Consider the following 22,235-nt stretch of genomic DNA (forward strand, 5'->3'; position numbering starts at 1 on the left):
ATTCGGCCGAGCCGTGGGGATATAGGAAATGACGAGGAAGATGGCCCTGCTGGGCCTTCTGGGCTGCATCACGCCGTCGATGCTGTACGCGCAGGAAGCCGCCAAGCCCGCCCAGACGCGCCAGGTCGCCCAGGAGGCCGAGGACGTCGAGGTCGAGGGCATCGTCGTCACCGGTCAGCGCCAGTACGGCGCGGTGCTGGGCGACATCCAGCCGGAAGAAACCTTCACCGCCGCCGACGTCCGCTCCCTCGGAGTCAGCTCGGTGACCGAGCTGCTGTCGGAACTGTCGGCCCAGACCACCAGCGCCAGCGGCGGCTCGCCCGTCGTACTGCTGAACGGCCGCCGCATCTCCGGCATGGGCGAGATCCGCGACATCCCCACCGAAGCCATCCAGCGGGTCGAGATCCTGCCCGAGGAAGTGGCTCTGAAGTACGGCTATTCGGCCGACCAGAAGGTGGTCAACGTCGTGCTGCGCCAGCGCTTCCGCGCCCGCACCGGCGAGGTCAGCCTGGCCGGCCCCACCGACGGCGGCCAGACCACCGAGCAATTCGAGTCCAGCACCCTGCGCCTCAACCGCCAGGGCCGCCTGAACAGCGCCTTCAAGTACAGCCACAGCGACAAGCTGCTGGAAAGCGACCGCGACCTCGAACCGACCGAGACCGACCAGCGCTATGACGGCGACGTCTCGCCCTACCGCACGCTGAAGCCGCGCACCGACAGCCTGTCGCACAACACCGTCTACAACCGCGTGCTCGACAACGGCGTCTCGGCCACGGTCAACGGCAGCCTGTCCTACGACCAGAGCCAGTCGCTGCAGGGCCTGTCCAAGGCCCGGCTGAACATCCCCACGACCAGCCCGTTCTACGCCGGCGACTCCACCCTCTATCGCTATGTCGCCGACCTCGGCGCCATGGAGCAGTGGAACCGCTCGTGGAACGCCCACGGCGGCTTCACCCTGGACGGGTCGATGAAGTCGTGGCGCTGGAACCTGACCGGCAACTACGACCACGACGAAAGCCGCACCTCCAGCGACCGCGACGCCAGCGTCGTTGACCTGAACCAGCGGCTGGCCGCCCTGGATCCGACCTTCGATCCCTATGCCGACCTGCCGACCGGCAGCTTCCAGCGCAACACCGCCCACTCGATCAACGACACGGTGAACACCCAGCTGGTGATGAACGGCGCACTGTATCGCCTGCCGGGCGGCGACATCTCCTCGACGGTCAAGTTAGGCGCTGAAGGCGCCTGGGTGGACTCCTGGTCGCGCCGTCTCGGGGTCGAGAGCGAAGCCGACCTGTCGCGCGGCACGGCCAACGCCCAGGTCAGCTTCGACGTGCCGATCACCAGCCGGAAGAACAACTTCATGGCCAAGGTCGGCGACCTGTCGGCCAACCTGAACCTGGCCGTGAACCAGCTGTCGGACTTCGGGACCCTGAGCACGATCGGCGGCGGCCTGAACTGGTCGCCGATCAAGCCGGTCAGCTTCATCGTCTCGGGAACCCGCCAGGAGAACGCCCCCAGCATGTCGCAACTGGGCGGCGCCCAGGTCACGACCTCGGGCGTGCAGGTGTTCGACTACGTCAACGGCGAGAGCGTCGAGATCACCCGCGTCAGCGGCGGCAATCCCGACCTGAAGTCCGAAGAGCGCAACGTCCTGAAGTTCGGCGTCACGGTGAAGCCGCCGCAGATCGACGGCCTGTCAGTCAACGCCAACTACACGCGCACCCGCATCGACAATCCGATCTCGTCGTTCCCCAGCGCCACGGCGGCGACCGAGGCGGCCTTCCCCGACCGGTTCTTCCGCGACGGCGACGGCACGTTGATCCGCATCGACGCCCGCCCGGTGAACTACGCCAAGCGCGAGAGCGAGCAGATCCGCTGGGGCTTCAACTACTCGCACCAGATCGGCAAGACCCCGCCGCGCCCCACCCCGACGCCGGAAGAGATGCAGCGCTGGCGTGAGCGCCAGGGCCAGGACGGCCAGGGCCGCCAAGGTCAGGGTCAGGGTCAGGGGCAGACGGCCCAGGCTCAGCCTGCTCAGGGCCAGACCCAGACGGCCGACGGCGCGCAGCCTCCCGGCATGGACCTGCTGCAAGGCCTCCAGCGCCAGGGCGGCGAGCAGCGCAGCGGCGGCGACAACGCCAACGCCCAGCCCTCGTCCGACCAGACCCGCACCACCGGCGACCAAGCGTCCAGCGGCGGCGACCGGGGTCCCGGCGGCGGCGATCGTGGTCCGGGCGGCTTCGGCGGCGGACCGGGCGGCGGCTTCGGCGGTCCCGGCGGGCCGGGCGGCCCAGGGGGCGGCGGCCTCGGCGCCGCGCGCCTGCAACTGGCCCTGTTCCACACCGTGCGCCTGCGCGAGCGGATCTACATCTATGACGGCGGAGCCCCGCTCGACCTGCTGGACGGCGACGCCATCGGCAGCAGCGGCGGCACGCCCCGCAACGAGGTCGAGGCCCAGGTCGGCTTCACCAAGCAAGGCATGGGCGCGCGCCTGACCGCCAACTGGCGGCAGGCCACCGAGGTCGACGGCGGCACGACCGGCAGTTCGACCGGCACGCTGAAGTTCTCCGACCTGACGACCGTGAACCTGCGCCTGTTCGCCAATCTCGGCGCCCGGCGCGAACTGGTCGCCAAGTATCCGGTGCTGCGCGGCACGCGGGTGACCTTCGGGATCACCAACCTGTTCGACGAGAAGCAGACCGTGCGTGACGCCACGGGCGAGATCCCGACCAGCTACCAGGAAGACTATCTCGACCCCATCGGCCGCAGCGTGAAGCTGAGCGTCCGCAAGGTGTTCTTCTAAGACCTGGAAACGGCGGGCTCCTCGGATCCCGCCGTTTTTATTTCTCCGCCGGACATCCCCGGGCGGATGCGGGGGTCTAGGGTCCATCGGTCCGGGCCGACTCCCATCCTCCGAAAAGGATATCCCGCCGATGACCACCCCCGCCGAAACCGCCGAAGCGACCGACCGCTGGGCCCTGCGCCGCGTGCGCCACGAGATCCGCCGTCGAGTCTTGACCGTCACCGCCGTCGAGCGCCTGTCGCCCGGCATGCTGCGCCTGGTCTTCGCCTCGCCCGACCTGGCCGACTTCGTCAGCGCCGGCTTCGACGACCACATCAAGCTGTTCTTCCCCGTCGAGGGCGGCGAGCCGGTGATGCGCGACTACACCCCGCGCAGCTTCGACAACGCCGCCCAGAGCCTGGTCATCGACTTCGCCGTGCACGAGGCCGGCCCGGCCACGGCCTGGGCGCTGTCGGCCAAGGTCGGCGATACGCTGAACATCGGCGGCCCGCGCGGCTCGGTGCTGATCCCCGACGCCCTGCCCTGGCTGGTGCTGATCGGCGACGAGACCGCCCTGCCCGCCATCGGCCGCCGGCTGGAGGAAGCGGAAGACGGCGAGACGATCGCCACCCTGGCCATCCTCGACGCCGCCGACGACGCCCTGGCCGTCGAGACCAAGGCCGCCTGGACGCCGCACTGGCTGGTCCGCGACGGCGGCGACGACACCCAAGCTCTGACTGCCGCGCTGGACGCCGTGCTGCCGGCCGACAAGGAAGGCTTCATCTGGCTCGCCGCCGAAGCCCGCGTCGCCAAGGCTCTGCGCGCGCATCTGGTCGAGGTTCGCGGTTTTTCGCCCAAGCAGATCAAGGCCGCGGGCTACTGGGTTCGCGGCGCCGAGGGCGTCCACGAGCGGATCGAGTAGGAACGGCTAAAGCCGCCCCGCCTCGCCCAGCCGGTCCAGCAACCACATGCGGGCCGGCGGCAGCGGGCGGTTCAGAGGGCCAAACACGAACTGCTCGAGGAAGTGGCCGGTAATGTCGAGGCCCGCCTTGACGTCGCCGTCGCTCAAGCCGCCCTGCGACGACAGCAGGAACGGCGGCAGCGGCAGCAGCTTGTCCTGATAGGGCGCGCCGGCCTTGCGGCTGACAGCCCGGCCCGTACGCGGGCTGACATAGACCAGGTCGTCGAGGTCGCCGGTGGCGGCGCATTTCGACAGGTCCAGGCCAAAGCCCAGGTCCTGCAACAGGCCCGCCTCGTAGCGCACATAGACCGCAGGCCAGATGTCTGGGATCTCCAGCACCCGGATCAGGGTCTCCAGGGCCAGGAACGCGCCCGGGTGCGGCTCACGCTCGGGCAAGGCCCCAGCCGCGACCGAAGCGGCCGATTGCAGGCCGGCCAAAGCCAGGCGGTCGTCGAACAACGACGAAGGCCCCTCGCCCATCGGCTCCAGCTGGGCCGAACCCATCTGATCGGGACCACGGGCGCGATAGCGGACGATCACCCGCGCCCCGGCCTGCAGAAACGGCTTCATCCGCCGCGACGCCGCCCCGGCCACGTGGGCGACGAACTTGCCCCGGTCCTGGGTCAGCAGCTCGACGATCGCCCCGGTCTCGCCGTGGGCGCGGGCCGACAGCACGAAGGCGTCGTCCTCCCACTCCATCTAGGCGGGCGTCCCCCAGCCCACGACCTTCTCCAGCACCGCGCGCCATTCCGGCTCGACCGGCAGGCCGATGACGTCGCGCAGCACCGCCTCCAGCTCGTCGACCGACAGGTCGCGCTGCTCGACCAGCGCGCCCGTGGCGTCGCGGTGGGTCAGGCGGTTGTTCTTCAGGGCGTAGCGGGCGGTCGGCGTCGTGCGGCCCACCGTCATGCTCCAGGTGAAGTGCGAACTAGGGTGGGTGTAGGTGAAGAAGTTGGCCGGCTCGTAGTCGACGTCGTCCCACGGCCCCAGCGCCACCTGGTAGAGCGGCGCCCACTTGCCCGAGAGATCGGCCAGCACTAGGCGCTCGCCGCCCATCTCCGGCGCGGCCGGCTCGATGCGGAAAGCGCCGTTGGGCGTGGCCTGCACCTCGTCGGAGAACAGATCCAGCGGCGCGGTCAGCACGCAACCGCCGAAGCCGGCGTCGGCCAGCCAGTCCCTGCCGTCGATCGTGACCTTCAGGATCATGTGCGAGCGGGCGCGGGTCGGCGCTTCCGGAGGTTTCATCCACCAGACGCGCGCCATCAGCGACTGGACTTCGAAACCCAGCGTCTTCAGCACGCGCTTCAGCAACCCGTTCTGCTCGAAGCAGTAGCCGCCGCGACCAGCCGACAGCAGCTTGGCGTCGATGTCGGCCGGGACGATGCTGATCCCCCGGCCCAGCAGCACGTCGAGGTTTTCGAACGGGATGGCGTCCGGATGCTTCTGGCAGATCGCCCGCAGGGTCTCGAGCGTCGGCTCGCGCGGGCCGGCATGGCCGATCCGCGCGAAATAGGCGTCGAGGTCCACGCTGGGGGCGACCTGTCCGTCAAACATCGAAGTCGAGACCCATGTCGCTGAACAGGCCGCGCTCCTCGGCCCAGTTCTCCTTGACCTTCACGTGCAGGAAGAGGTGCACCTTGCGGTCCAGGATGTCCTGCAGTTCCTCGCGCGAGGCCTGGCCGATCCACTTCAGCACCTGGCCGCCCTTGCCCAGCACGATGGCCCGCTGGCCGTCGCGCTCGACATAGATGGTCTGCTCGATGCGGGCGCTGCCGTCGGCCCGTTCCTCGAACGAGGTGGTCTCGACGGTGGCCGCGTAGGGCAGCTCCTCGTGGACCCGCAGATAGATCTTCTCGCGGGTGATCTCGGCGGCCAGCAGGCGGGCCGGCAGGTCCGCGGTCTGGTCTTCCGGATAGAGCCACGGGCCCTCCGGCATGGCCTCGACCAGCTTGGCCATCAGGTCGTCGACGCCCGCGCCGGTCTCGGCGCTGATCATGAAGACGTCGGTGTAGACGCCGGTGTCGAAGAAGTCCTTGGCCACGCCCAGCAGGGTGTCGCGCTTGATGCCGTCGATCTTGTTGAGCGCCAGGATCACCTTGCGACCGCTCTCCTTGAGGGCCTCGATGATGGTCTGGACGTCCTGCACGGCGCGGTGCTCGGCCGGAGTGGCGTTGCGGGCGCGGTCGGCCAGTTCGGCCTGCACGTCGACGAGGTGCACGGTGACCTCGGCTTCTTCCGAACCGGCCCAGGCCGAGCGCACCATGGCGCGGTCGAGCCGGCGACGGGGGCTGAAGATCCCGGGGGTGTCGACGAGGATGATCTGGGCGTTGCCCGACAGGGCGACGCCGCGCACGGGGAAGCGCGTCGTCTGCACCTTCTGGGTGACGATCGAAACCTTGGCCCCGACCATGCGGTTGACCAGGGTGGATTTGCCGGCGTTCGGCGCGCCGATGATGGCGGCGAACCCGGCGCGGGTGTTCTGGGTGGAGTCAGTCATTGCGCGTGCGTGTAGCACAGAGCACCGCAAAAGCCCTCCCCCTTGATGGGGGAGGGTTAGGTGGGGGTGGTCAGGGCGCTTGCCGGCCGAACCGCCGCTTCACCCCCATCCCCGACCCTTTCCCCATCGGAGGGAAGGGAGAGGAGGCCTCACCCCGCTCCCACCTGCTCCAGCAGCGCCTTGGCGGCGGCCTTCTCGGCCTCCTGCCTCGACTTGCCCTTGGCGATGGCGGGATCGACGTCCTTGACCAGGACCTCGACGGTGAACACCGGCGCGTGGTCGGGGCCGGTGCGCTCGAGCACGCGGTAGGTCGGCAGCGGCTTGCCCTTGCCCTGCGCCCATTCCTGCAGGGCCGTCTTGGGGTCGCGCGGACGCCCCTGCCCGGCCCGGTCGAACTCCTCGGACCACAGGTCGAGGAACACCTTGCGGGCCAGTTCCAGACCGCCGTCCTGATAGAGGGCGGCCATCAAAGCCTCGCAGGCGCCGGCCAGGATCGATTCCGTCTCGCGGCCGCCGATCTTGCTGGACGAGGCCGACAGGCGCAGGGCGGGACCAAGGTCCGCGCCCTTGGCGACGCGAGCGCAGGTCTCGCGGCTGACCAGGGCGTTCAGGCGCGGGGCGAGCTCGCCCTCCTTGGCCTTGGGGAAGCGCTCGGCCAGGGCCTCGGCGGCCAGGAGCCCGAGCACCCGGTCGCCGATGAACTCCAGCACCTCGTTGTCGCGGACCTTGGCCTTGGCGCCGTCGCCGACGCTGGCGTGGGTCAGGGCCCGCTCGAGCAGTTCGCGGTCTTCGAACCGATGACCGATCCGGCGCTCCAGGTCGCCGACGGCGGCGACCCGTCTGTCCTTCACGGCCATGGTGTTACTTCAGCACGCGGAAGAAGCGGCTCGGACGGGCGTCCAGGAACCAGGTCCAGGGCTTGAACAGGTGCGCGTCGGCGTTCCACGACAGCAGGATGATCTGCGCCTTGCCGACCAGGTTCTCGGCCGGGACGAAGCCCACGCCGATCGAGTCGCCGGTGTACTGGTCGTTCTCGTAGTTCCACTTGCAGGTCCCGGCGTCCGTCTTGAACGGCGAGATGCCCGGGTTGAAGCGGCTGTCGGCCGAGTTGTCGCGGTTGTCGCCCATGAAGAAGTAGCAGTTCTCCGGAACGACATAGACCCCGGTGTTGTCGCCCTGGGTGTCCGGACCGGCGTCGGCCTGGGTCAGGTAGGTGCGGCCCTCGGGGGTCGTTTCCTGGATGCGCTTCATCGGTTGAGTGAAGCCGTAGCCGCTGTCGACCAGCACGTCGGCCAGTTCCTGACGCTTGACCGGCTTGTCGTTGATGTAGAGCGCGCCGCCGCGAACCTGGATGCGGTCGCCGGGCAGGCCCACCAGGCGCTTGATGTAGTCGACGTGGCCGTCGCGCGGCAGCTTGAAGACGACGATGTCGCCCCGCTTGGGCGTCGAGCCCAGGATGCGGCCCTTGAACAGCGGCGGGCTGAACGGGATCGAGTGCTTCGAATAGCCGTACGAGAACTTCGAGACGATGATGTAGTCGCCTTGATAGAGGTTGGGCTCCATCGAGGCCGACGGGATCGTGAACGGCTGGAACAGCAGAACCCGCAGCACCAGGGCGATGCCCAGGGCGTAGGCCACGGTCTTGATGATCTCGATGAATTCGTTGACGGCGCCGCCCTTCTCTTCTTCGGGGGGCGTGGTCTCGACGGCTTCGGTCATGCGCGGCGGGGCTCTTTGCGAATGGGGGTCGGGCGAGCCCGACAGGTCTTGCTAGACGCGGTTGCCGCCGCGAGCAAGCATCGGCGCGATAGTGACGCTTCATGGCGACGATTGGGCGAACCGAACGATGGTCGCCTTAAAGATTATTCATTGGCCGCGCCCGTCGGCGAATGATGTTCTCCGGCGCGGTTCGTCAGGGGATCCGCCATGCGCCCGTCCATCCCGCTTCTCGCCCTCGCCGCCGGCCTCTGCGCCGTCTCGGTCGTCCAGGCCGCGCAGGTCGCGCCACGTCCCGTGGTCGATGGCGTCGCCAAGGCCATCGCCGACAACTACTACGACGCCGCCAAGGGCGCGGCCGTCGCGGCTCAGCTGCGCGCCGAGGCCGAAAAGGGCGCCTACGACCGCCTGACCGACCCGCGCGATCTGGCGACCACGCTCACCGAGCGCCTGCGGCCCCTGGACCACCACTTCAGCGTCTCCTGGTCGCCGCCCTCGGCCGACGGCCCGCCGCCGCAGGGCGCCGGCCCCAATGCCGGCGCTGGACCAGCCCCCCGCCTAGTCCCAGCCTCGGCCGGCCCTGACGCGGCCCGGCCCGATCCCTTCCGCCGCGCCAATTACGGCGTGCGCCGGGTCGAGATCCTGGGCGGCAATCTCGGCTATATCGACCTGCGGATGTTCGCCGACTTCGAGTTCGGCCAGCCCGACGCCCCGGCCCGCAAGACCATCGAGGCGGCGTTGCAGACGGTGGCCAACGCCGACGCGGTGATCATCGACCTGCGCGACAACGGCGGCGGCTCGCCGGCCATGGTCGGCTACCTCTCCAGCGCCTTCACGCCCAAGGGCGCGGACATCTACAACACCTTCAAGTACCGCGAGGGCACGGCCAGCGAGGCCCCGACCGACTGGTACGCCGCCCCGCGTCTGGACGTGCCGCTCTATCTGCTCGTCAGCCCGCGCACCGGCTCGGCGGCCGAGGCCTTCGCCTACACCCTGAAGAACGCCAAGCGCGCGGTGATCGTCGGCGAGGCCAGCGCCGGCGCGGCCAATCCCGGCGGCCCGGTGCCTGTGGCCAGCGGCTTCGCGGTCTTCGTGTCAAACGGCTCGCCGATCAGCCCGATCACCAAGACCAACTGGGAGGGCGACGGCGTGCAGCCCGACGTCGCGGTCGTCCCCGCCAAGGCGCTGGAGACCGCCAGGGCCCTGGCCCTTGAGGCGGTGCTAAAGACCGCCGCCGGCCCCGACGCCCAGGACGCCCGCTGGGCGCTGGAGGCGATCCGCGCGGAGGCCTCGCCGCCCGTCGCCAAGCCGCTCGCCGACTATGTCGGGGGCTACGGCGGGATCGATATCGTCCAGCTCGACGGTCGCATCGGCATGAAGCGCGGCAAGCGTCCGGTCACCGTGCTGCTGCCGCTGGGCGGCGAGAGCTTCACCGTTCTGGACGAGCCCAGTCGCCGCGTGGTGTTCGAACGCGACGCCAAGGGCGCGGTGACGGCCTTCGAGGCGATCACCTCCGACGGCCGCAGCGCGCGGTATCGCCGCGAGGCCGCGCCGGCGAGCTAGAGGCAGCAACTCTTCCCGTAAAATCCCCGCGAAAGCGGGGACCCAGGTGTTTTATCGTCGAGCGCTGAGGATTGCAGAAAAAGCCTGGGTCCCCGCTTTCGCGGGGATTTTACGGAAGAAGGACGATCCTCGGCGAAATCAGACCGCTAAGGTCGCCAAAATCGCCACCGCCACCAGCGCCAGGAAACCCCAGCCGATAGCCAACCAGGCGAACGGCCTCTGCTGCCAGGGCGCCAGATTGGAACGCTTGGGTTCGACGTCTTCGTCGGTCCAGATGGTCATGTTGCAGTCCCCCGTTCCGAAACGGCGCAATGGCCGCCTCGGAGAGGGAATCACTGCAAGCCGCGCGCCGTCAGGACGCCGGCAGAGCCTCGATGATCACGAAGGCCTGGGCGTAGGGGTGGTCGTCGGTCAGCGACAGGTGGATCACCGGGACCATGCCCTCGGGGATCAACTGCGCCAGCTTGGCCGCCGCCCCGCCGGTCAGGGCCATGGTCGGCTTGCCCGACGGCAGGTTGACCACGCCCATGTCGGCCAGGTGCACGCCCTGCTTCAGACCCGTGCCCAGCGCCTTGGAGCAGGCCTCCTTGGCGGCGAAGCGCTTAGCGTAGCTGGAGGCGCGGTCGGGCTTGCGCTCGGACCGCTTGCGCTCGATCTCGGTGAAGACCTTGTTGGTGAAGCGCTCGCCGAAGCGTTCGAGGGATTTCTCGATCCGGCGGATGTCGCTGAGGTCCGAGCCGATCCCGATGATCACGCCGCGGCCTCCAGCCTTGCGGCGTCGATCAAGGTCCGCATCCGCAGGATGGCCTGCGGCAGGCCGACGAAGATCGCCTCGCCGATCAGGAAGTGGCCGATGTTCAGCTCGACGATCTGCGGGATGGCGGCGATCGGCTTGACCGTGGCGTAGTCGATGCCGTGGCCGGCGTGGACCTCCAGCCCCAGCGAGGCGGCAAGGGCCGCGCCCGCCTTCAGGCGTTCCAGGATGGCCGCGGCGCGCTCGGTGTCGCCGGCGCGGGCGGCGTCGCAATAGGCGCCGGTGTGCAGCTCCACGACCTGGGCGCCGGCGTCGGCGGAAGCCTGGATCTGGGCGGGGTCGGGCTCGATGAACAGCGACACCCGCGCGCCGACGGTGCGCAGCCGGCCGGTGGCGTCGGCGATGCGGTTGGCGCCCTTGACCACGTCGAGGCCGCCTTCGGTGGTCACCTCCTCGCGCCGCTCGGGCACCAGGCATGCCGCGTGCGGCCGGGCCCCGATGGCGATGCCGACCATCTCGTCGGTGACCGCCATCTCGAAGTTCAGCGGCTTGCCGCGCTTGAGACAGAGGTCGGTCAGCACGACGATGTCGGCGTCGCTGATGTGGCGGCGGTCCTCGCGCAGGTGCGCGGTGATGCCGTCGGCGCCGGCCGCGAGCGCCAGCTCGGCGGCCCGCACCGGTTCCGGATAGCTCGACCCGCGCGCATTGCGGATCGTGGCCACGTGGTCGATGTTGACGCCGAGCCGCAGCATGGGGCTCAGCCCTTCAGCCGGCGGCTGCCCGGATCCTCGATCGGGATCGCGGCCAGTTCGGGCGGCAGGGCGTCGGCGGGATAGGCCGGCACGTCCAGGCTGGCCAGGGCGATCAGCGGCACGCCGACATCGACCTTGCCGCCCGAGCGGTCGACGATGCAGGCCGCGGCCACGACGTCGCCGCCGACGTCCTTGATCGCCTGGATGCATTCGCGCGACGACAGGCCGGTGGTGACGATGTCCTCGACCATCACGACCTTCTGGCCCGGCTCCAGGTGGAAGCCGCGGCGGAACTTGAAGCCGCCGCCCTCGCGCTCGACATAGATCGACGGCACGTTCAGGTGGCGGGCGGTCTCGTAGCCGGGGATGATGCCGCCGACGGCCGGCGACACGGCGACGTCCACATGGCCCACCGTGGCGACGATCTTGTCGGCCAGGGCCTTGCAGAGGCGCTCGCAGCGCTCGGGCCGCATGAACACCAGGTTCTTCTGCAGGAAGACCGGGCTGTGCAGGCCGCTGGACAGCACGAAGTGGCCTTCGCGCAGGGCGCCGGCGGCGCGGAATTCTTCGAGGACGTCGTCGTTGGTCATGAGCCGTGGATATAAGGCCAGCGCGGCGAGTCTACAAACCATCGACGAAGGGGCGTAGGACAGCGCCATGAGCGACTCCCCTCTCCGCCCCCGCGTCGGCTGCGGCGCGGCCATTCTCGACGCCCAGGGCCGCATCCTGCTGGTCCAGCGTCGCCGCGAGCCCGAGGCCGGCCATTGGGGCCAGCCGGGCGGCAAGCTCGACTGGGGCGAGCCCGGCCGCGCCTGCGCCGAACGCGAGATCCGCGAGGAGCTGGGGATCGAGGTCGTCGCCGGCCCGGTGCTGGCCGTCACCGACATGATCACCGCCGACAGCCACTGGCTGGCCGTCACCTATCGCGCCGACGGCTGCGTGGGCGAGCCGGCGATCCAGGAGCCCGAGGCCATCGCCGACTGGGGCTGGTTCGCCCTCGACGCCCTGCCCTCGCCCCTGACCCAGGCGACGCGGGACGCGGTGGCGGCGCTGCGGGGCTCGCACTGAAATTATTTCGCGGGGCCGCGTCACACGCGCGGCCTTCGCCTCGTCATGACGGCGCAACCCTCTCAAAGGAGACCCGCCATGACCGCCAAGCTCGATCCCTTCGCCGTCGCTCCCGCCGTGATGAAGTCGTGGTTCGCCGCCTCGACCGCCATCGCCGCCAGCCTGGAGCCCAGCCTGGTCGAACTGGTCAAGATCCGCGCCTCGCAGATCAACGCCTGCGCCAACTGCATCAACATGCACACGGCCGAAGCCCGCGCCCAGGGCGAGACCGAGCAGCGCATCTACCTGCTGTCGGCCTGGCGCGAGGCCCCCTGCTACACGCCCCGCGAACGCGCCGCCCTGGCCTGGACCGAGGCCCTGACGCGCCTGTCCGAAGGCCACACCCAGGAAGCCGCCCACGCCGATCTCGCGGCTCAGTTCGATGAAGAAGAGCAGGTCAAGCTGACCCTGATGATCAACGTCATCAACGGCTGGAACCGCCTGGCCGTGGGCTTTGGTCTCTGGATCGAGCAGCCGGTAAAGGCGGCCGCCTGACGCGCGGCGACGGACGCGGGGTCAGCCCCGCGTCCGGTCCACCGTCTCGACCGACGGGCAGGTGCGCAGCGCCGCCGAGATGTTGGTCAGGTGCTTGGCGTCGCGCACCTCGACGTCGATGTCGGTGTCGAAGAAGTCGCTCTGCCGGTGGTGCATGCGCAGGTTGACGATGTTGCCGCCCGCCTCGCCGATGATCGTGCAGACCTGCCCCAGCACGCCCGGCGCATTGCCGATGGTGGCATGCAGGCGGGCCAGCGAGACGGTGTCGCGCTCGGCTTCCGGCGTCCAGTTGAGGTCGCGCCAGAGGTCCTCGCGCTCCTCGAACTCGGCCAGCTTCGGGCAGTCGATGGTGTGGACGTCCAGCCCTTCACCGTCCTCGCGCAGGATGCCGACGATGCGGTCGCCCGGCACCGGGCTGCAGCAGTGGGCGAAGTGCAGCGACACGCCCGGCGTCAGCCCGCCGCCGCGCACATAGAGCCGCGCGCCCTTGCCGCCCTCGATCTTGCGACGGGCCGTGGCGGCCTCGCGCTCGGCGTCCTTCATGCCGGGGAACGCCGTCTCCAGCACCTGGCTCGGCGTCACCCGCCCGCGGCCGACGGCGTCGAACAGGCTCTCTTCGCTCTCCAGAACGAACCGTTCGAGGATCGGCCGCAGCGACACGTCCTTCAGGCTCTTGCCGGCGCGTTCGAAGATCTGCTCCACCGAGGCCCGGCCCAGGCGCAGGAACTCTTCCTTCTCGGTCTGGCGGATGTGACGCCGAATGGCGGAACGCGCCCGGCCGGTCACCGTCAACGAGCGCCAGTCCGGCGGCACCACGGGCTTGGAGCCCCGGATCACCTCGACCACGTCGCCGTTGGTCAGGATGGTGCGCAGCGGTTTCAGCTCGCCGTTGATCTTCACGCCGATGCAGGTGTCGCCGACGCTGGTGTGGACCGCATAGGCGAAGTCCAGCGGCATCGCGCCCCGCGGCAGGCTGACCAGCTTGCCCTTGGGGGTGAAGACGAACACCTGATCGAGGAACATCTCGAGCTTGGCGTGCTCGACCAGTTCCTCGCTGTCGCCGCCGTGCTCCAGCACCTGGACCAGCTGGCGCAGGTTGGCCAACGGATCGCGGCCGCCGGCGGCTTCCATGCCTTCCAGGTCGAGGCCGTAGGAGGCGTCCTTGTAGCGGAAGTGAGCGGCCACGCCCTCTTCGTTCACCCGGTCCATCGACTCGGTGCGGATCTGCATCTCGATGCGCATGCCGCGCGGGCCGACCACCGTCGTATGCAGCGAACGGTAGTTGTTGCGCTTGGGCGTCGAGATGAAGTCCTTGAAGCGGTCGGGCACGCTGGACCAGGCGCGATGGACGACGCCGAGCGCGCGGTAGCAGTCTTCCTCGCTGTCGACGATCACGCGGAAAGCGTAGATGTCCGACATCTGCGAGAAGCCGATCGATTTGCGCTGCAGCTTGCGCCAGATCGAATAGGGCGCCTTTTCGCGACCGAAGACGCGGGCCGGCAAGCCGGCCGATTCCAGGCGGGCCTGGATCTCCTGGCTGACCAGCTGGACCGCCCCGCCCTGCTCTTCGCGCAGCTTTTCCAGCCGGCGGACGATGGCGTCGCGGGCGACCGGGTTGGTGTGCTGGAAGGAAAGCTCCTCCAGCTCGGTGCAGATGCGGTGACAGCCGATGTTGCGGGCCAGGGGCGCGTAGATGTCGCGCGTCTCGCGGGCGATGCGCTCGCGCTTGGCCTGGGCCTTGATGAAATGCAGCGTCCGCATGTTGTGCAGACGGTCGGCCAGCTTGACCAGCAGGACGCGGACGTCCTTGGAGATAGCCAGGATGAACTTGCGCAGGTTCTCGGCCTGGCGGGTGTGCTCGGCCTGGAGTTCCAGCTTGGAAAGCTTGGTGACGCCTTCGACCAGCTCGGCGATCTCCTCGCCGAACAGCTTGCCGATCTCCTCCTTGGTGACCGGCGTGTCCTCGATCACGTCGTGCAGCAGCGCCGTGACGATGGTCGCGGTGTCGAGCCGGTATTCGGTGAGGATGCCCGCCACCTCGATCGGGTGGGCGTAGTAGGGATCGCCGCTGGCGCGCGTCTGGCTGCCGTGCATGCGCATGGCGAAGACGTAGGCGCGGTTGAGCAGGGCCTCGTCGGCCGTCGGGTCGTAGGCGTGGACCCGTTCGATCAGCTCGTATTGGCGAAGGAACTTGCGCGGCTTGGGGGCCGGCGGAGCCTCGACCGTCGGTTCGACGGCGGGCTCAGACGAAGACGCGCCCGATTCCCCTCCAAGCAAAGGAAAGGATTCGGGCGCGCGTTCGGGCGTAGCGGCGGCGGGCGCCGCTTCAATGATCAGAGGGTCTGCGCCGTCGGGGCTCAGTACCGCTCCTCCTGACCGCCGTCGCGGTCGCTTTGCAGCGCGCGAACGAGTTCCAGTTCGCTCATCTGCATGTGGGTCGGATCGGCCAGCAGGGCGAGGGTTTCGGCCTCTTCCTCGGCTTCCGAGTGCTCGTCGACGCGCTGCAGCGTGGTGATCAGGTGCTCCTTGAGCCCCTCGTGATCGATCACGTCGTCAGCGATCTCGCGCAGGGCGACGACCGGGTTCTTGTCGTTGTCGCGATCGACCATGAGGGCCGCACCGGCCGAGATGCCGCGGGCGCGGTGCGCCGACAGCAGGACGAGCGCGAAGCGGTTCGGAACCTTCTCGACGCAATCTTCGACGGTGACGCGGGCCATGAATTCCTCGGGCTGAGCGTTGGCTCTTGCAAAATAGGGCTCCGTGCGGCGTCACGCAACGCCGCTTCGGCTGTAACCCAGCTTTCGCGAGGCGGCGTGTATGCCCCCTCCCCGGCGCAAAGTCCAGTCGCAACAACGGTCACGATCGGGAAGTCGCTTCGATACAGGCCCGCGACAAGGTCCAGAATCCCGAAAATCGGCCGCAACAGCGTTCGCCGACCCTGTCGCCATGATCATTTCGCACCGCCACCGCTTCATCTTCATCAAGACCCGCAAGACCGCCGGCACCAGCATCGAGGCCTATCTGTCGAGCCTGTGCGGCCCGGAAGACGTCGTCACCCCCGTCCATCCGCCCGAACCCGGCCACCAGCCGCGCAACGCCGCCGGCTTCACCAACCACATGTCGGCGGCCCAGGTCGCCGCCAAGGTTCCCGACCTCTGGCGCGACTACTTCACCTTCTGCGTGGAGCGGAATCCGTGGGACAAGACGCTGTCGCATTACTTCATGAAGCGGAACTCGGCCTCCCACGGCGGCGATCGCGAGCTGTGCCTGGACCGCTATCTGGCCGCCGGCGACTACGCCCTGAACCTGCCGCTCTATGCCAGCCGGCTTTCCGGCAAGCCGCTGGTCGACCGGGTGCTGCGCTACGAGCACCTGGACCGCGAACTGGGCGACGTGTTCGAGAAACTGGGCGTGCCGTGGTCGGGCCGCCTGCCGGTGAAGGCCAAGAGCGGCTGGCGTCCGGATCGGCGCTCCTACCGCGAGGTGCTCAGCCTGCGCCAGGCCGTGCGGATCGAGAAGATCTTCGCGCGGGAGATCCGGCTGCACGGCTATGCGTGGTGATCTGTACCTCTCCCCGTAAAACCCCCGCGAAAGCGGGGGCCCAGGCTTTTTCTGAAACGCGCGGTGCTCGACGATAAAACGCCTGGGCCCCCGCTTTCGCGGGGGTTTTACGGATTGGGGGACGGCCGAGCGTCAGCCCCCACGCTCGCCTCGGCCGCCAACTCAGCCGCCATCCGCCCGAGCACAGGGTGAACCCACCCGGGCGCCACCTCCGCCAGCGGCCCCATGACGAACAGCCGCTCGTTGGCGCGCGGATGCGGCAGGACGAGGTTTCCGTCCGTCACCGTCCGGCCGTGCGCGATCAAATCAAGATCCAGCGTGCGGGCGGCGTTGCGCTCGGCCCGGGCGCGACCGAACTCGGCTTCGATGCGATGCAGGGCCGCCAGCGCCTCGGCCGGCGCCAACGCCGTCTCCACCAGCACGACGCCGTTCAGATAGGCCGGCCCGGTCGGATCGGGCCAGGCGGCCGAGGTCCACCAGCCCGAGCGGGCGACCACCGCCATGCCCTCGTCGGCCAGCGCCGAAACCGCCGCTTCCAACAAGGCCTCGCGACTCGTATAGGCTCCAGGCAGATTGCAGCCGAGGGCGACGACCACGGCCGCGTCCAGACCATTTCGATCAAGCCGATATTTCAAGGATTTACCCGTGACCTTCTATCCGACCGAGCGGTTGGCGCTGTTCATCGACGGGGCCAATCTCTATTCCGCCGCCAAGGCGCTGGGCTTCGACATCGACTACCGCAAGCTGCTCGACGAGTTCAAGAAGCGCGGCCTGCTGGTGCGGGCCTACTACTACACCGCCATCGCAGAGAACGACGACTATTCGCCGATCCGCCCGCTGGTCGACTGGCTCGACTACAACGGCTTCACCCTGGTGACCAAGCCGGCCCGCGAATACACCGACAGCCAGGGCCGCAAGCGCTGGCGCGGCGACATGGACATCGAGATCGCGGTCGACATGATGCAGATGGCCGACACGGTCGACCACCTGGTGCTGTTCTCGGGCGACGGCGACTTCCGCGCCCTGGTCGAGGCCGTGCAGCGCAAGGGCCGCCGGGTCACCGTGGTCTCCACGATGAAGAGCCAGCCGCCGATGACCAGCGACGACCTGCGCCGCCAGGCCGACAACTTCGTCGACCTCAACGACCTGGGCAACATCATCGGCCGCCCGCAACGCGCGCCGCAACAGCGCTACACCACCGCCGACGCCCGCACCCCGGCCGAACGCGAAGCCGACGACGAATACTGAGACTTAAAGGCCATGCAGCACTCCAACATCGTCGGCGAGGTCGTCCCTTCCCCGGCCGAGCCGCCCCGCGACTGCCCGCTGTGCCCGCGCCTCGTGGCCTATCGCCGCGAGAACGAGGCGCTCTATCCGGACTATTTCAACGGTCCGGCCCCGTCGTTCGGCGACAAGGACGCGCGCCTGCTGGTCGTCGGCCTGGCCCCCGGCCGCAAGGGCGCCAACCGCACCGGCCGCCCGTTCACCGGCGACTACGCCGGGACCCTGCTCTACGACACCCTGATCAAGTACGGCTTCGCCACCGGCAAGTTCGAGGCGCGCATCGACGACTCGCTGAAGCTGGTCGGCTGCGCGGTGACCAACGCCGTCCGCTGCGCCCCGCCCGGCAACAAGCCCGAGACCTCCGAGGAGAACACCTGCCGCCCCTTCCTGAAGGCGCGGCTGGACATGTTCCCCAACCTCAAGGCCATCGTCACGCTGGGCGACGTCTCTCGCCGCAATGTGCTGAAGACCCTGGGCCTGAAGGCCTCGGCCGGCATTCCAGGCCACGGCTCGGAATTCCAGGCCGGTCCCTACCGCATCTTCAACAGCTATCACTGCTCGCGGCTCAACACGAACACCGGACGCCTGACGACGCCGATGTTCGAGGAGCTGTTCGCCCGGGTGAAGGCCTATGTGGACGCTGCCGACTAGGCCTTGGCCCTGATGCGGTCGAGGGTCAGGGCGCCGTCGGCGTCGAGCCGGACCTCCGCGACGTATCGGTCATCCTGCAATCGGAAGCGCATGGCGCCGTCCTGCTCCACCACGCCGCCGCGGAGCTGAACGGTTTCCAGCAGGACCGCCACGGCTTTGGTCAAGGCCCGCCCCGCCTCGACGATCGTGGCCGCGTTCGCCTGCGCCTGGAAGGCGACGATCTCACGCGCCCCGAGGGACAACCGGCCAAAGCCCAAGGTCCTGCCCGAGAGGATCCAGTTGCGAAGCGCCAGGGCGACCGTGACCTGATCCTTCGGACCGACGATCAGCGGCCCTTCGAGTCGCTCGAACAGCCAGGGCCGCAGCGTCGCCAACGCATCCTCGACCAGGGCGACGCGCGCTTCCGAGGTCGACGCCGTCTGCCCTGCCCGCACCACCAGGCCGACATAGATCTCGACATGGTCGGCGAACTCCACCGCCGAGCAGGCCTTGCCCAGGGCGAACAGCGCCGCCTCCCGGACGATGGTCCGGCCGGCGCGCCGCACGGTCTCGACCAGTCCAAGGATCGCGGCCTGGCCCTGGCTGTCCATGAACTGGAACACCGAAGCGTCGCCGACGCCGAGCTCGGACAGCAGGGCCCGGCCCGTCCAATAGTCGGCCAGGGTCAGCAGGCCGGCCTTCGTCAGCACCTTGCGCGCCTTGGCCAGGTCGGGTTCCGACCCGGTCTGTTCGGCGGCGATCAGGACCTTCAGGTCGGCGGCGCTGATCTGCATCAGCTTCAGCGGGCTGACCGCAAGGCCGAGCCCCGGCAGCACGATCTGACCGACGCCATGAAGACCCGACTGGAGATCCGCGATCAGTCCGCTCTCGTCCACATAGTCGAACCGCCGCGCGCCGGGGCTGATCGCCCACTCCAGCCAGGCCGCGCCCGAGGGAATGAGCGAAAGGATCAATTGCGCCGTGGCGGAAAGGTCTTCCTGGCGCCGCACCGGGCGGCCCGACAAGGTCACGGTCATCGTCACGCACTCCAGACACTGAAATCGCCGCGCGTACGATCCGCGCCGCACCTGGAGCGAGCCGTCCCCAAGACGCCCTCCCCTGGCGGCGGCGACCTTCACACCCTTGGATTGACCGGAACTTAAGGTCGCGCCGTCCAGCCGTTGTCGCTCAGCCAATCGCGCAGGCGCTCGGGCCAGACCTTGATGGCCGCCTTGTCGGTGCGGAAGCCCATGTTGAAGGCATGGCCGCCGCTCTGGAACAGGTGGAACTCGACCGGAACCTTGGCGGCGCGGAACTTCTGCAACAGCTCCACCGGCGGGGCCGAGCAGCATTCGTCGTCGTCGGCCGCCAGGATGAAGGCCGGCGGCGTATCGGCCGGGATCTTGTCGGGAATGCCGGTCGGGCCCGGATAGATCAGCACCTGGAAGTCCGGCCGGGCGCTGACCGCGTCCACCGCATCGACCTTCGGGTCCTTGGCGGTCGAACCGTAGACGGCCAGATCGACGACCTCGCCGCCGCCGGAAAAGCCCATCAGGCCGATCTTCCTGGGATCCACCCCGAACTCGGCGGCGCGCGAGCGCACCAGCCGCACGGCCCGCACCGCGTCCTGGCGGGCGTGGTCGATCGTGTAGGGCGAGCCCTCTTCCTGGCTGAGGCGGTACTTCAGCACGAACACCGCCACGCCCATCGGGTTCAGCACCTTGGCGACGTCGGTCCCTTCCGGGTGGATGACCAGCATCTTGTGGCCGCCGCCCGGCAGCACGATCACCGCCGCGTCCGTGGCCTTGTCGGCCGGCGGCAGATACGCCGTCACCGACGGATCGTTGATCGACTTGGCCCAGTATTCGGCCGCCTGTTCGGGAATGGCCTTGCGCGCCTCGAAGCCCGGCGCGCCATTGGGCCACAGGGCCACGCGCTGCTGGGCGCAGGCCAGGGCAGGCATAGCCACAGCGATCGTCGCGGCGAGGATCAGGCGGCGCATCACAGTTTCACCGTCCGGCCTTCGCGGGCCGCCTTGTAGATGGCCTCGATGATCCGCAGGTCCTTCAGCCCTTCCTCGCCCGGCACGATCGGGTCGCGGCCGGTGAGGATGCATTCCGACAGGTGGTCGAGCTGACCGGCGAACTGGCTCTTCTTCGTCGCCGGCGGCGTGCGGGGCCTGGCCTGGCCGTCGAGATTGGCCCGCATCGTCTGGCCCTCGTAGCTGGTGGCCGGATCGATCTCGACCCAGCCCTTGGGACCCGACACCCGATAGCGGTTGCAGTTGGCGCTGTAGGTCGAGACGCAGTTGGCCGTGGCCCCGGACGGGAACAGCAGCTGGAAGTTGATGGTGTCCTCGACCTCGGCGAACACCGGGTTGGAGCGATCGGTCGATTCCATGGCGTTGACCGCGATCGGCTCCTCGCCGGTCAGGTAGCGGGCGGCGTTGAGGCTGTAGATGCCGATGTCCATCAGGCTGCCGCCGCCCGACAGCGCCTTCTTCACGCGCCACATGGTTGGATCGCTGGCCGTCCAGCCATGGTCGGCGACGACGGTCCGCACGGGACCCAGCGCCCCGCCACGCGACAGGGCGATGGCGTCCAGATTGTGCGGCTCGAAGCGGCTGCGATAGCCGATCATCAGCTTGCGGCCGGCGGCCTTGCAGGCGGCGATCATCGCCTCGCAGTCGGCGGCCGAGGTCGCCATCGGCTTTTCGCACATCACGTGCTTGCCGGCCCTGGCCGCCCGCTCGGTGAACGGCCGGTGCAGGCTGTTGGGGGTGATCACATAGACGATGTCGACCGCCGGATTGTCGGCGATGCGGTCGAAGGTCTCGTAGGAATAGCGGCCGCTTTCCGGGATCCCGTACTGTGCGCCGTACTTGGCCAGCTTCTCCGGCGAGCCGCTGACCAGGGCGACCAGCTTGGAATGCTCGCACTCGGAAAAGCGCGGCATGATGATCTGGGTGGCGTAGTAGCCCAGGCCCAGCACCGCATAGCCCAGCTTTCGGCCCTCGGCTTTCGCCTGGGCCAGGGCGGCGGCCGGCGCCGTGGCGGCCATGGCGCCGACGGCGAGGCCGGCCTGCAGGAACGTGCGCTTGTTCATCACCTCGCCCTTCCCTTCTTCGCTACCAGACTAGGCCGGTCGTCTTCAGCCGCACCCGCGCCAGGGTCTTGTCGGCGGTCAGGAACAGGGTCTTGCCGTCCTCGCCGAAGGCGCAGTTGGCGATCGGGCCGCCGGTCTCGATGACGCCGATCAGCTCGCCCGCCGGCGTGATCACCAGCACCCCGCCCGGGCCCGTGGCGTAGAGGCGGCCCTCGGTGTCCAGGCACATGCCGTCGGGCAGGCCCGGACCGCCGGCCTTGTGCAGAGCCGCGGCGTCGAAGAACACCTTGCGCGACGTCGGCAGGCCGTCGGCGCCCAGGTCGTAGGCCATGATCACCGGCCCTTCCGGATCGGAGACCGCCACATAGAGGCGCTTCTCGTCGGGGCTCAGGGCCACGCCGTTCGGGAAGGTCAGCTTGTCGTCGACCACCGCCAGCGAACCGTCGGCGCGGTGCAGATAGACGCCATTGAAGCTCAGCTCCTTGGCCGGCGAGGCGTCGAGGCCTTCCAGGCCATACGGCGGATCGGTGAAGTAGATCGCGCCACTCTTGGCCACGGCCAGGTCGTTGGGGCTGTTGAAGCGCTTGCCCTGATAGCGGTCGACGACGACGCTCTTGGCCTTGGTCTTCAGGTCGAGCTTGGTGATCGCCCGATAGCCGTGATTGCAGACGAGGAGGTCGCCCTTGGCGTCCAGCGCCATGCCGTTCGAACCCGGCTCGCGGAAGATCTTGGTCGGCGGGCCGTCATAGCCCGATGGCGACAGGAAGACGCTTTTGCCGTCCTTCCGGCTCCAGCGGTACATGATGTTGGCCGGCACGTCGGAGAAGACGAGGTACTGGCCGTCCTTCACCCAGACAGGTCCCTCCGACCAGACGAAGCCGTCGGCCAGGATCTCGATCTTCGTATCGGGCGCGACCACGGCGTCGAGGGCGGGCGACAGGCGACGAATGGCGCCCACGGTCGGGGCGGCGGCTTGAGCGGACATGGAAAGGCCTCCGGCGGCGAGTGCGGCGCCGGCTCCAAGA

23 protein-coding genes and 1 pseudogene are annotated in these 22,235 nt (G+C 68.9%); 8 read left to right on the forward strand and 16 right to left on the reverse strand.

Annotated elements, in window-relative coordinates; translation table 11 throughout:
* Positions 1-28 precede the first annotated feature (28 nt).
* Both AC07NG_RS08340 and AC07NG_RS08345 read left to right on the forward strand, forming a co-directional pair.
* A complete protein-coding gene (locus AC07NG_RS08340) occupies positions 29-2,806 on the forward strand; it encodes a TonB-dependent receptor plug domain-containing protein (protein ID WP_494593260.1) in 2,778 nt (925 codons plus the stop codon).
* Positions 2,807-2,936: 130 nt separating this feature from the next.
* Positions 2,937-3,707, forward strand: coding sequence for a siderophore-interacting protein (locus tag AC07NG_RS08345; protein ID WP_492856079.1), 771 nt, complete (start codon positions 2,937-2,939; stop codon positions 3,705-3,707).
* 6 nt (positions 3,708-3,713) lie between these two features.
* On the opposite strand, the gene recO is transcribed toward AC07NG_RS08345, so the two are convergent.
* The 5 genes from recO to lepB form a co-directional block, all read right to left on the reverse strand.
* A complete protein-coding gene (gene recO / locus AC07NG_RS08350; protein WP_487288201.1) occupies positions 3,714-4,445 on the reverse strand; it encodes a DNA repair protein RecO in 732 nt (243 codons plus the stop codon).
* Positions 4,446-5,300 (reverse strand): arylamine N-acetyltransferase family protein, encoded by an 855-nt coding sequence (locus tag AC07NG_RS08355; RefSeq protein WP_494593263.1) that lies wholly within the window; start codon positions 5,298-5,300, stop codon positions 4,446-4,448.
* Complete coding sequence (gene era / locus AC07NG_RS08360; RefSeq protein WP_494593265.1) at positions 5,293-6,243, reverse strand: GTPase Era; 951 nt, start codon at positions 6,241-6,243, stop codon at positions 5,293-5,295. Before era ends, AC07NG_RS08355 begins: the two co-directional genes overlap by 8 nt.
* Before the next feature lie 149 nt (positions 6,244-6,392).
* A complete protein-coding gene (gene rnc / locus AC07NG_RS08365) occupies positions 6,393-7,100 on the reverse strand; it encodes a ribonuclease III (RefSeq protein WP_487288204.1) in 708 nt (235 codons plus the stop codon).
* 4 nt (positions 7,101-7,104) lie between these two features.
* Positions 7,105-7,962: a signal peptidase I gene (lepB, locus tag AC07NG_RS08370; RefSeq protein ID WP_492856076.1), complete on the reverse strand. Its 858-nt coding sequence runs from the start codon at positions 7,960-7,962 to the stop codon at positions 7,105-7,107.
* Positions 7,963-8,169: 207 nt separating this feature from the next.
* On the opposite strand from lepB, the gene AC07NG_RS08375 reads away from it, so the two are divergent.
* A complete protein-coding gene (locus tag AC07NG_RS08375) occupies positions 8,170-9,522 on the forward strand; it encodes a S41 family peptidase (protein ID WP_494593267.1) in 1,353 nt (450 codons plus the stop codon).
* Positions 9,523-9,660: 138 nt separating this feature from the next.
* On the opposite strand, the gene AC07NG_RS08380 is transcribed toward AC07NG_RS08375, so the two are convergent.
* From AC07NG_RS08380 to pyrE, 4 genes are all read right to left on the reverse strand, one after another.
* Positions 9,661-9,804: a hypothetical protein gene (locus tag AC07NG_RS08380; RefSeq protein ID WP_494593269.1), complete on the reverse strand. Its 144-nt coding sequence runs from the start codon at positions 9,802-9,804 to the stop codon at positions 9,661-9,663.
* Between the two features lie 70 nt (positions 9,805-9,874).
* On the reverse strand, positions 9,875-10,276 hold the full coding sequence (acpS, locus tag AC07NG_RS08385; protein WP_110121957.1) for a holo-ACP synthase: 402 nt from the start codon (positions 10,274-10,276) through the stop codon (positions 9,875-9,877).
* On the reverse strand, positions 10,273-11,028 hold the full coding sequence (locus AC07NG_RS08390; protein ID WP_494593271.1) for a pyridoxine 5'-phosphate synthase: 756 nt from the start codon (positions 11,026-11,028) through the stop codon (positions 10,273-10,275). Before AC07NG_RS08390 ends, acpS begins: the two co-directional genes overlap by 4 nt.
* A 5-nt stretch (positions 11,029-11,033) precedes the next feature.
* Positions 11,034-11,618 carry an orotate phosphoribosyltransferase gene (gene pyrE / locus AC07NG_RS08395; protein WP_494593273.1) on the reverse strand — a complete coding sequence of 195 codons (585 nt, stop codon included), beginning with the start codon at positions 11,616-11,618 and terminating at the stop codon, positions 11,034-11,036.
* Between the two features lie 67 nt (positions 11,619-11,685).
* Between pyrE and AC07NG_RS08400 the strand changes: the two genes are divergently transcribed.
* Positions 11,686-12,096 (forward strand): NUDIX domain-containing protein, encoded by a 411-nt coding sequence (locus AC07NG_RS08400; protein ID WP_494593275.1) that lies wholly within the window; start codon positions 11,686-11,688, stop codon positions 12,094-12,096.
* A gap of 78 nt (positions 12,097-12,174) precedes the next feature.
* On the forward strand, positions 12,175-12,630 hold the full coding sequence (locus AC07NG_RS08405) for a carboxymuconolactone decarboxylase family protein (RefSeq protein ID WP_494593277.1): 456 nt from the start codon (positions 12,175-12,177) through the stop codon (positions 12,628-12,630).
* Between the two features lie 21 nt (positions 12,631-12,651).
* Here AC07NG_RS08405 and AC07NG_RS08410 read toward each other — a convergent pair whose 3' ends face one another.
* Both AC07NG_RS08410 and rpoZ read right to left on the reverse strand, forming a co-directional pair.
* Positions 12,652-14,907 carry a RelA/SpoT family protein gene (locus AC07NG_RS08410; RefSeq protein WP_494593278.1) on the reverse strand — a complete coding sequence of 752 codons (2,256 nt, stop codon included), beginning with the start codon at positions 14,905-14,907 and terminating at the stop codon, positions 12,652-12,654.
* An 80-nt stretch (positions 14,908-14,987) separates the two neighbouring features.
* Positions 14,988-15,347 (reverse strand): DNA-directed RNA polymerase subunit omega, encoded by a 360-nt coding sequence (rpoZ, locus tag AC07NG_RS08415; protein ID WP_058350513.1) that lies wholly within the window; start codon positions 15,345-15,347, stop codon positions 14,988-14,990.
* Positions 15,348-15,576: 229 nt separating this feature from the next.
* On the opposite strand from rpoZ, the gene AC07NG_RS08420 reads away from it, so the two are divergent.
* The gene (locus AC07NG_RS08420; RefSeq protein ID WP_494593281.1) at positions 15,577-16,191 is read left to right on the forward strand and encodes a sulfotransferase family 2 domain-containing protein; all 615 of its coding nucleotides are present in this window, start codon (positions 15,577-15,579) and stop codon (positions 16,189-16,191) included.
* Positions 16,192-16,298: 107 nt separating this feature from the next.
* Here the strand turns inward: AC07NG_RS08420 and folK are convergent, their stop codons facing one another.
* On the reverse strand, positions 16,299-16,826 hold the full coding sequence (folK, locus tag AC07NG_RS08425; protein WP_494593283.1) for a 2-amino-4-hydroxy-6-hydroxymethyldihydropteridine diphosphokinase: 528 nt from the start codon (positions 16,824-16,826) through the stop codon (positions 16,299-16,301).
* Between the two features lie 10 nt (positions 16,827-16,836).
* On the opposite strand from folK, the gene AC07NG_RS08430 reads away from it, so the two are divergent.
* Together AC07NG_RS08430 and AC07NG_RS08435 are read left to right on the forward strand one after the other, a co-directional pair.
* Complete coding sequence (locus AC07NG_RS08430) at positions 16,837-17,439, forward strand: LabA-like NYN domain-containing protein (protein WP_110121965.1); 603 nt, start codon at positions 16,837-16,839, stop codon at positions 17,437-17,439.
* 12 nt (positions 17,440-17,451) lie between these two features.
* Positions 17,452-18,126, forward strand: a complete 675-nt coding sequence (locus tag AC07NG_RS08435; protein WP_494593286.1) for a uracil-DNA glycosylase — start codon at positions 17,452-17,454, stop codon at positions 18,124-18,126.
* Here the strand turns inward: AC07NG_RS08435 and AC07NG_RS08440 are convergent.
* The 4 genes and pseudogenes from AC07NG_RS08440 to AC07NG_RS08455 all read right to left on the reverse strand — a co-directional run bounded on the left by AC07NG_RS08440 (position 18,123) and on the right by AC07NG_RS08455 (position 22,195).
* Entirely contained in the window at positions 18,123-19,142 is a 1,020-nt protein-coding gene (locus tag AC07NG_RS08440) for a hypothetical protein (RefSeq protein WP_494593288.1), read from the reverse strand. The genes AC07NG_RS08435 and AC07NG_RS08440 overlap by 4 nt on opposite strands.
* Positions 19,143-19,264: 122 nt before the next feature.
* Positions 19,265-20,107 carry an alpha/beta hydrolase gene (locus AC07NG_RS08445; RefSeq protein WP_494593290.1) on the reverse strand — a complete coding sequence of 281 codons (843 nt, stop codon included), beginning with the start codon at positions 20,105-20,107 and terminating at the stop codon, positions 19,265-19,267.
* Positions 20,107-21,326 (reverse strand): annotated as a pseudogene (locus tag AC07NG_RS08450) (Gfo/Idh/MocA family protein). Before AC07NG_RS08450 ends, AC07NG_RS08445 begins: the two are co-directional and overlap by 1 nt.
* Positions 21,233-22,195, reverse strand: a complete 963-nt coding sequence (locus tag AC07NG_RS08455) for an SMP-30/gluconolactonase/LRE family protein (protein ID WP_494593292.1) — start codon at positions 22,193-22,195, stop codon at positions 21,233-21,235. The pseudogene AC07NG_RS08450 and the gene AC07NG_RS08455 overlap by 94 nt, the downstream one beginning before the upstream one ends.
* Positions 22,196-22,235 lie beyond the last annotated feature (40 nt).

The organism is Caulobacter sp. GW821-FHT10C03 (assembly GCF_059415485.1).

What these genes read in the sequence shown, in the direction of transcription:
- AC07NG_RS08435 (WP_494593286.1), top strand. Translation starts at nt 17,452, where the DNA reads ATGCAGCACTCCAACATCGTCGGCGAGGTCGTCCCTTCCCCGGCCGAG.
- pyrE (WP_494593273.1), bottom strand. Translation starts at nt 11,618, where the DNA reads ATGACCAACGACGACGTCCTCGAAGAATTCCGCGCCGCCGGCGCCCTG.
- recO (WP_487288201.1), bottom strand. Translation starts at nt 4,445, where the DNA reads ATGGAGTGGGAGGACGACGCCTTCGTGCTGTCGGCCCGCGCCCACGGC.
- era (WP_494593265.1), bottom strand. Translation starts at nt 6,243, where the DNA reads ATGACTGACTCCACCCAGAACACCCGCGCCGGGTTCGCCGCCATCATC.
- AC07NG_RS08380 (WP_494593269.1), bottom strand. Translation starts at nt 9,804, where the DNA reads ATGACCATCTGGACCGACGAAGACGTCGAACCCAAGCGTTCCAATCTG.
- AC07NG_RS08390 (WP_494593271.1), bottom strand. Translation starts at nt 11,028, where the DNA reads ATGCTGCGGCTCGGCGTCAACATCGACCACGTGGCCACGATCCGCAAT.
- AC07NG_RS08355 (WP_494593263.1), bottom strand. Translation starts at nt 5,300, where the DNA reads ATGTTTGACGGACAGGTCGCCCCCAGCGTGGACCTCGACGCCTATTTC.
- AC07NG_RS08400 (WP_494593275.1), top strand. Translation starts at nt 11,686, where the DNA reads ATGAGCGACTCCCCTCTCCGCCCCCGCGTCGGCTGCGGCGCGGCCATT.
- rnc (WP_487288204.1), bottom strand. Translation starts at nt 7,100, where the DNA reads ATGGCCGTGAAGGACAGACGGGTCGCCGCCGTCGGCGACCTGGAGCGC.
- AC07NG_RS08420 (WP_494593281.1), top strand. Translation starts at nt 15,577, where the DNA reads ATGATCATTTCGCACCGCCACCGCTTCATCTTCATCAAGACCCGCAAG.
- rpoZ (WP_058350513.1), bottom strand. Translation starts at nt 15,347, where the DNA reads ATGGCCCGCGTCACCGTCGAAGATTGCGTCGAGAAGGTTCCGAACCGC.
- AC07NG_RS08405 (WP_494593277.1), top strand. Translation starts at nt 12,175, where the DNA reads ATGACCGCCAAGCTCGATCCCTTCGCCGTCGCTCCCGCCGTGATGAAG.
- AC07NG_RS08375 (WP_494593267.1), top strand. Translation starts at nt 8,170, where the DNA reads ATGCGCCCGTCCATCCCGCTTCTCGCCCTCGCCGCCGGCCTCTGCGCC.
- AC07NG_RS08445 (WP_494593290.1), bottom strand. Translation starts at nt 20,107, where the DNA reads ATGCGCCGCCTGATCCTCGCCGCGACGATCGCTGTGGCTATGCCTGCC.
- AC07NG_RS08345 (WP_492856079.1), top strand. Translation starts at nt 2,937, where the DNA reads ATGACCACCCCCGCCGAAACCGCCGAAGCGACCGACCGCTGGGCCCTG.
- AC07NG_RS08455 (WP_494593292.1), bottom strand. Translation starts at nt 22,195, where the DNA reads ATGTCCGCTCAAGCCGCCGCCCCGACCGTGGGCGCCATTCGTCGCCTG.
- AC07NG_RS08340 (WP_494593260.1), top strand. Translation starts at nt 29, where the DNA reads ATGACGAGGAAGATGGCCCTGCTGGGCCTTCTGGGCTGCATCACGCCG.
- lepB (WP_492856076.1), bottom strand. Translation starts at nt 7,962, where the DNA reads ATGACCGAAGCCGTCGAGACCACGCCCCCCGAAGAAGAGAAGGGCGGC.
- AC07NG_RS08440 (WP_494593288.1), bottom strand. Translation starts at nt 19,142, where the DNA reads ATGACCGTGACCTTGTCGGGCCGCCCGGTGCGGCGCCAGGAAGACCTT.